The organism is Deltaproteobacteria bacterium (genome assembly GCA_035063765.1).
Lineage (GTDB): Bacteria > Myxococcota_A > UBA9160 > UBA9160 > PR03 > CAADGG01.
Genome location: JAPSFT010000005.1, coordinates 288,260 through 295,487 on the forward strand (window position 1 = coordinate 288,260; position 7,228 = coordinate 295,487).

The window sequence follows — 7,228 nt, forward strand, 5'->3', positions numbered from 1 at the left end:
ATTCGCGGAGTGAAGGCTGCTCCGGTCGCGCGCTGGCTCCAAGAGGGTGCTTCGGGCGGAGGCTGGCCTGCGCGGGCGTGCTTCTCGGCGGCGCCAGGTTTGTGAAAGGGCAGATCGGCAAGCGGCATTGCTGGTTGGGAATGGGCGCCGCCGTCTGCCAGGCGGAGATGGTGCCAGCGCGGAGGGAGTCCCCATTCCCTCGCAGGGAATGTCGGCCTGCTGGCTAACATGACGTTGCAGCTGTCCGCCCGCAGCCTCGGGACCGCGGCGGCCCCGGCCGGCGGCGCGGTGTATGCTGCCAGCTCGAGGTCGCGTTGGCGGCCGCCGTCGAACCGCAGGTGGTTCATGGCGGGCGGCAGCTGAACGTCGATCCGTTGGGCAGCGTGAACGCAACAGGGAGTCGAACCGTGGGGCGAGGCATCCTCCGTGTTCTAGGCATCGTGACCTTCTTCGCGAGTGGACTGCTGATGTTCGTCTTCTGGATGACCGCCATGTATCGGTGGCTCGGCGGCCTTGGTGTGATACTCGGGCTGGTCCTCACCCCGGGCGCAGTCGTATTCCCACTCGTCTATTGGTACGTCGAGGACGTATTCCCCACGGAGTACTTCGCTATCTGGGGAGTCGGCCTTGCCGGCATGTTCATCGCCGCGATTGGTGGAGCCGCCTCGGATTCCGGCGGGTAACCGTGACGTCGGACTCGCAATACCCGGGTGCCGTGCCGCCGGAGGACTCGCCTGGTGCCTTTGCCTGGCTTGGATGGTATTTCCGGCAGCGCCTCGGAAGCATCTTGACCGTTCCACTGCTCATTCTCATTACTTGGGCGCTGGTCGTCTCAGCCGCCGGCACCCTCATTCAAGGGCTGGCAATGCTGCGAGCATCCCATGCCGTGTTCGGCTTTCTTGGACTCGTCGCGGTCTTGTTGGTTGGCTGGGCCCCCATTCTCCTCCCGCCTGCTCTCTACTTCTCGCTGCTCAGGTACCTCCCCGGGCTGTGGATTCAGACGGACACCTCAAGGCGAGCGAAATTGAGCCTGACACTCCTGGCCGTGATCGCGATTCCACTTCTCGCGCATCTGGTGTACCAGGGCATAGTTCTCGGTATCGGCTGGATCGCGGACCAGGACCCTTGTGCTGCATTCCAGGCGGGTGTTACCGGCTCACGCCCCCCTCCTCCGGACTGCGGGTAGGTCGCACGCTGCCCAACAAGCCGCTGAAGCTGTCGGCCGCGGGCTTCAGCCGCGCGGGCGGCCGTGCTCTACGCGAGTCGTGGTAGGCTCACGCGCGGCCGCAGCTTAGCGGCCAGCCGTTGGGCGGCGAACGGAAAGTGAACTCGCAGGTCCTTGCTACGGTCGTTGGCCTGGTCGTGGCGCTCGGCGGCCCGCTCCTTTTGATCAGCCCCGCAAGCCGCCTGCTCGGTAGGTCCGATGCCATCGTCACGAAGGTCCTCGAGCAGGCCGTGCTCTGGGTCTTCCTTGCGATGGTCTTGGCCGTTGTTCTCATCTGGGAGCGGAAGCCCCTTACATCCCTTTGGTTCCAGCCGTTCCACTGGCAGTCGCTCGCATGGGGCCTTCTGCTGGCCGCGACCATGATCTGTCTGGTCTTCCCCTTGCGGGTGTGGCTGGTCCGTGTGTCGGGCCTCCCGGACTTCCAAGCCGGACTCGAGAGAGTCCTTGCGCTCCCGATCTGGTTCCGTGTCGTGGCCGTCGTTACGGCCGGCGTGGTCGAGGAAACCCTGTTTCACGGCTACGCGCTTACTCGGGTCGGCGCGTTCATGGGAAGCTACTGGCTCGCCGCCCTGGTTCTCGTTCCGGCATTCGCCCTCGTACACCTTCCGTTCTGGGGCTCGGGGTTCGTCCTCAGTCTGCTCCCAGCCGGCGTGCTGAGCGCGGCCTTCTTCATCTGGAAGCAAGACCTCCTGGCAATGGTCGTCGCGCACACCTTTGTCGACGCCATGGGCCTCATCTTCGCGCCTCCAGTCTCGAAGTAGCGAAGCGGCTCGCGCGAGCCGGGCGTGTTCGCCGCCCAACAAGGCGCTGCAGCTGACAAGCCACAGCAGGCTCCAATCGGTCCGTGGTAGAGTCTGGCGTTGACACGTGGGCGCTTCGGTCGAGCCGCGGAGGCGCTGTGGCTCGCAGCTGAGCGCCGATCCGTTGGACGGCGATAAGAACCTAGGGTCACGCGTGGCTCAATCGGAAGAGTCGGCTCTCGTTGTACTCGTTCCCGCCGCGGAGCCCTTGGTCGCCACCTTTCGCAGCCAGTTCGATCGGTCGGCCATTCGCGGGCTACCCGCTCACATCACGGTCCTCTATCCGTTCCGTCATCCTGATTCGCTGTCCTCCGAGCTTTTGCGCGACCTGCAGGCTCTCTTCCGAGGGCACCGCCGCTTCAGCTTCTCCCTTGCCGGCGCCTGTGGCTTTCCGGGCGTCGTCTATCTGGCACCACAGCCCGTCGCGCCCTTCGATGCACTGATGCGGGACGCGGCCTCTCGCTTCCCGGACACGCCGCCTTACGGAGGCATGTTCGCCCATCCGGTGCCACATCTCACCGTCGCCCAAGACCCGCCGGCGCGATGCCTCCTCGAAGTCACATCCCAGTTCCTCCGCGCGGCGGGCGCGAAGCTTCCCCTGCAATGTATGGCCGACGAAGTCGCCCTGGCGGTCAAGAGAGCGGGACGCTGGTCCGTCGGTCCGCGGTTCCCGCTTGCGTAAAGGCTCGCCGTCCAACAAGCGGCTGCAGCTGACGGCCGCGGTCGGAGGCTTGCGGGGGCCTGTAGCCGTCGGCCGGCCGGTCGGGGGCTGGGCACGCGGCCGGCCTCCGGACGTGGCATCATGGCCTGCGCGCGGCCGCAGCTGAGCCGCGATCCGTTGGGCCGCCTGAGAAGCTTTGCTGTCACCACCAAGTGAGAACTGGTGTAGGATTGGCGGTGCCTACCGGAGGGAGGAATCTCGATGAGCGACGTTCAGTCCGAGAAGGAACTTGTAGCCACCATTTTCGGAACTGTAAGCGATCGGCGAGTCGTCTATTTCGGCAAGAAGGGCTGGTTCAGGGGCGGATCGCGCCAAGATATCCCGCTAAAGCATGTGACATCGGTCCGCGTCGATACCTGGCGAAGCCTCTTCCTCGGGTTGCCCATCGCGTTCACCGGTTTTCTCTGCTCTCTCGCCATCCTTTCCGGCTCCGGAGGAGCCACGGTGTTCGGAGTGGTTGTCGGCCTGCCGTTGCTGTTTCTTGGAGTCCTTCTCGTTTGGGGCTCGCCGTCGGTCATGGTGAATACCGCCGGAACAGACCTCAGCGCATCGGTCGGATGGCCCTGGCAGCGAGGCGAGGCTGAGAAGTTCGCCGAAACGCTTCGGAGCCAGCTCTTCCGAGAGTAGTTCTTCGGCTTCAGCGTTGGCTCAGCGAACCGAGACAGCGGCCCAACAAGGCGCTGCAGCTGTCGATCGCCCGGTTTCCTCCATCAAGCGCCGGTGCCGTCTGGCGGCGAGCAGTGGCGTACCAACCGGGCCGGTCAGCCCGGGCGCTCGCAGCTGAGCGCCAAGCCGTTGGGCGGCGGGAAGAGGAGTGTCGCGGTGAGCGGTAGTCCGCTGGATCAGATTCTCGCCGAGAATCCGACTCTCGCGGAGCACGTTGGAAGCAACCCAGAGTTTCGCGCCTACCTCGAGAAGGCTCTGCAGGCGAGCCCCCAACTTTTCGCGGCCGATCGTGCGCTGGCAAAGGAATGGCAGGATCGGCTCAGCCAGCACCGGGACTGGCTCGTCCGCACCGAGTACGAGGTCTCAACGGCATACGACAAGACGCTGGTCACCTTGGCCACCGGTGCCCTGGCACTCTCCGTTGCCTTGCTGAACGCCCTCAAGCTCGATCCGTCCGACAGTGCGCTCTTCTGGCTCCGACTCGGCTGGATCACTCTGGTTTCCAGCATCGTTACGCTGCTTGCGTCCGTGGCCGCCGGAAGGGTCTCCCTTCGTCACGCCATCTCGTTTACGGATCAGATGCTGGTTAACCCCCCTTCCCTCATTCAGGCCATCCCGGTCAATGGAAAGCCAAAGCCGAAGCGCTGGGCGAGCACCCTGACCATTATCCTTACCGCCGTCGCCAGTCTGCTCTTCGCACTCGGTGTCGGGAGTCTCGTATACTTCGCAGCCTCAACCATTCCTCCGAAGATGGAGAGCGACATGTCTTCCGAGAATAAGCGTCCGGCACCCGCTGGCTACGAGAAGCGTGGCTATTCGCCTCCGCCTCCTCCGCCCGCGCCCGCCCAACAGGCCCCCGCGAATCAGCCGCAGAGCCCGGCGCCCGCGGCGCCTCAGCCCGCACCCTCTGCGGTCGCAGAGCCGTCGTCTCCGCAATCATCCGAGCCCGCCGCCCAACAAGGCGCTGCAGCTGACGAGCCACAGCATCCTCCAATCGGTCCGTAGTACCGTTTGGCATCGAACTCAGGCGCTTCGATCGGGCCCCAGAGGCGCTGTGGCTCGCAGCTGAGCGCTGATCCGTTAGCCGGCGCCAGGAGAGCAGGCACTTGCGCGCGGCGGCCGACTGGGAGAACTTCTTCGCGTGAGCATTCTCTCACCCGAGCGAATCCGAGGGCTGAGTCCCGCAGAGCGGATCGAGCTCATCGAGCTTCTCTGGGAGAGCTTCGTCGAAGCTCCGGACGCGCTCCCCGTGACCGAGGAACAGCGGGCTGAACTCCGCCGCCGCCTGGCCGAGCACGAGCGCGATCCGGATGCCGCCAAACCCTGGCCTGAGGTCCGAGCCGAGCTCGATCGAGAGTGAGAGTCCGGCTCACCCCCGAGGCGAAGGCTGACGTTGCAGAGGCGCGGCGCTGGTACCGCAAACGGAGAGCCGGGCTCGACACGCGGTTTCTCGACGCGCTCGGAGTCTGCTTGGATTCCATCTCTGCTCATCCCGAGCGCGGCGCGATCGTCGAGGGCAGAATCCGCCGCGTCCTCATGCGCGGGTTCCCCTACGGCGTCTTCTACGTTGTCTACTCCAACGAAGCCATCGTGGTTGCTTGTCTCCACGGAGCCCGCAGCCCTCAGGTCTGGCGTCGGAGGGGCGCCGGCTAACAAGCGGTTGCAGCTGACGAGCCACAGCGCGCTCCAATCGACCTCTGGTAGAGTCTGGCATTGACACTTGGGTGCTCCGTTCGGACCACGGAGGCGCTGTGGCTCGCAGCTGAACCGCCATCCGTTAGGCGGCCGGAGCCGAAGAGGGGGTGAGATGCGAGCGCTGATCCTAAGAGCGCACTACAACGACCACACCGAGGAGTCCCGCGTCACCTCAGAGGATGACCCGTGCGGCATGTTTGTTGCCGGACACTTCCTGGAGGTTCGGTGGCCGTCACCGCAGGAGGCGACGGTCAACGTCGAAGGGAAGGACGTCCGAATCGCTCCTGCCGGTACGACCGAGTTCACCTTCATCGGCGTGCGTGTGCAGGCAACATTCGCTCGCTAGCGTGCGAAAACTCGGAGGTCTCGCCGCATGAACCGCACCTTTCCTGTGCTTCTCGTTCTGCTGTTCATCTCTTCTAATGCCAACGCGGCTTCCATCAGCCAACGCCTTCCTCAGCTCGAGGCCATTCACACAGCCGATCAGGTGCTTGTATCGACGGTCCAGGAGCTCGCAATCGTGCCTACTATCGTCGATCCGATCAGTCTGAGCTTCGACTTTTCGGGCGTGATCGACTCCCCGCTGGTTCTAGACGCGAACGCTCAAGTCATCCCTTTTCACTTTACGGGCGTGCTCAGCATGAGCGGGCCCGAGTGGAATCCATACGACCCGGGCGGTTCGAACTTCACCGTGCTCATACCCCTGGTGTCGCTCTCAGACACGCAATCCACGGCCGGCTTCCGATTCGTCCTCGAGCCAGACGGCCACTTCAGGTACAGCTTCACCGGCCTCTTCAACGGCCTCGGTATCCCGTCGCTTTCCTCTGTGAACGTGGGGCTTGGTTTCACTGTCCACACGGCATGCCCGGTGTACGTGCTTCTCCCCTGCCCCAGCAACCCTCCGTTCTCCTTCTATCAGCCTGGTTCGGTGTCTGTCACCTATGCCGCGATCACGCTCTCCGACCAACTCCTCTCCCCCGACCTCACTCGAACGGTGCCCGAGCCCTTGACCAGCTCCTTGCTCGCCCTCGGAATTCTGTCTCTTGCGGCACGCAGGATGTCACCGCGTCCATGGCGAAATCAACGCCGGCCGCCTAACCAGCGGCTGCAGCTGACGGCCGCGGGCGGTGGTGTGCCGAGCGGTAGCCCGGCCGCCGCTGGGTCCGGGGTGGGGCGCGCCAGCGGCGTCCGGTCGGTGGTAGGGCGCTCCACGCGCGGCCGCAGCTGAGCCGCGATCCGTTATGCGCACTGAGACTGAGACCGAGGTAGGTTCCGCTGATGCGCTCATTCCGCGTCTATGTCGACACCTCGGTTCTTGGCGGCTGCTTCGATCCTGAGTTCGCTGAGTGGTCGCTCAGTCTCATTCAAGACTTCCGGCTCGGTCGCCTCGCGCCGGTGCTATCCGAGGTCATCGCCGCTGAAGTCGAGCCGGCTCCGTCGGCCGTTCGCGAGCTCCACGAGGAACTGCTTCTCCTGCCGGCGGAGGTCGTGCGGGTCACGTCCGAGGCGCTCTCGCTCGTTACGGCGTACCAGCAGCGAGGCGTCCTATCCCCGCGGTACCGGAACGACATGCTGCACATCGCCTTGGCAACGATCGCCCGCGTGGATGTGCTCGTGAGCTGGAACTTCCGCCATATCGTTCGGCTCGATAAGATCCGGGCATTCAATGCGGTGAACGCGGAGCGCGGGCTCGGCGACTTGAGCATCTACTCCCCGCGAGAGGTCACGTTCTATGGAGAAGAGTGAGATCCACGCCGTCGAGATGGTTCGCAAGATTCGCGATGAGCAAGCTGGGCTCCTCTCTGGCAAGCCCGAGGAGGAGGTCTTAGCCTTCTTCCGTGCCGCGGCGCAGCGGGCTCAAGAGCGCGCCAAGGCGCATGGAAAGTCGCAGCATCCACCCGAGGAAGGCGCATAACAAGCCGCTGCACCTGACGGCCGCGGGCTTGAGCTGGCCGTCGCGCCTCCTCTCGCTCGTGACATCGTAGCTCCACGGTAACCGATCACTCTGAGGCGTTCTTCCCCGCCTGGGTCCTGCTGCTGTAGAAGTCGCCCTCGAGGAGGGTGACGGATGCGAGTTCTGGCAGATGGGCGCGTGCGCCGCACCGAGGCGGAGTGGCGGGG

Annotated in this window: 9 protein-coding genes; all 9 read left to right on the forward strand. The window is 64.7% G+C overall.

Annotated features, from left to right (window positions below; genetic code table 11):
- Positions 1-314 precede the first annotated feature (314 nt).
- The 9 genes from OZ948_05255 (at position 315) to OZ948_05295 (ending at position 6,853) form a co-directional block, all read left to right on the forward strand.
- A complete protein-coding gene (locus OZ948_05255) occupies positions 315-683 on the forward strand; it encodes a hypothetical protein (GenBank protein ID MEB2344127.1) in 369 nt (122 codons plus the stop codon).
- A gap of 622 nt (positions 684-1,305) precedes the next feature.
- A complete protein-coding gene (locus OZ948_05260; protein MEB2344128.1) occupies positions 1,306-1,986 on the forward strand; it encodes a CPBP family intramembrane metalloprotease in 681 nt (226 codons plus the stop codon).
- A 193-nt stretch (positions 1,987-2,179) separates the two neighbouring features.
- On the forward strand, positions 2,180-2,707 hold the full coding sequence (locus tag OZ948_05265) for a 2'-5' RNA ligase family protein (protein ID MEB2344129.1): 528 nt from the start codon (positions 2,180-2,182) through the stop codon (positions 2,705-2,707).
- Positions 2,708-2,947: 240 nt separating this feature from the next.
- Positions 2,948-3,373 (forward strand): hypothetical protein, encoded by a 426-nt coding sequence (locus OZ948_05270; GenBank protein ID MEB2344130.1) that lies wholly within the window; start codon positions 2,948-2,950, stop codon positions 3,371-3,373.
- Positions 3,374-3,568: 195 nt separating this feature from the next.
- The gene (locus OZ948_05275; protein ID MEB2344131.1) at positions 3,569-4,417 is read left to right on the forward strand and encodes a hypothetical protein; all 849 of its coding nucleotides are present in this window, start codon (positions 3,569-3,571) and stop codon (positions 4,415-4,417) included.
- A gap of 136 nt (positions 4,418-4,553) precedes the next feature.
- Positions 4,554-4,772 (forward strand): addiction module protein, encoded by a 219-nt coding sequence (locus tag OZ948_05280; GenBank protein ID MEB2344132.1) that lies wholly within the window; start codon positions 4,554-4,556, stop codon positions 4,770-4,772.
- Positions 4,773-5,219: 447 nt separating this feature from the next.
- Positions 5,220-5,453, forward strand: coding sequence for a hypothetical protein (locus tag OZ948_05285; GenBank protein MEB2344133.1), 234 nt, complete (start codon positions 5,220-5,222; stop codon positions 5,451-5,453).
- A gap of 27 nt (positions 5,454-5,480) precedes the next feature.
- Complete coding sequence (locus OZ948_05290) at positions 5,481-6,335, forward strand: hypothetical protein (protein MEB2344134.1); 855 nt, start codon at positions 5,481-5,483, stop codon at positions 6,333-6,335.
- Between the two features lie 50 nt (positions 6,336-6,385).
- Positions 6,386-6,853, forward strand: coding sequence for a PIN domain-containing protein (locus OZ948_05295; GenBank protein MEB2344135.1), 468 nt, complete (start codon positions 6,386-6,388; stop codon positions 6,851-6,853).
- The last annotated feature ends 375 nt before the right edge of the window (positions 6,854-7,228 follow it).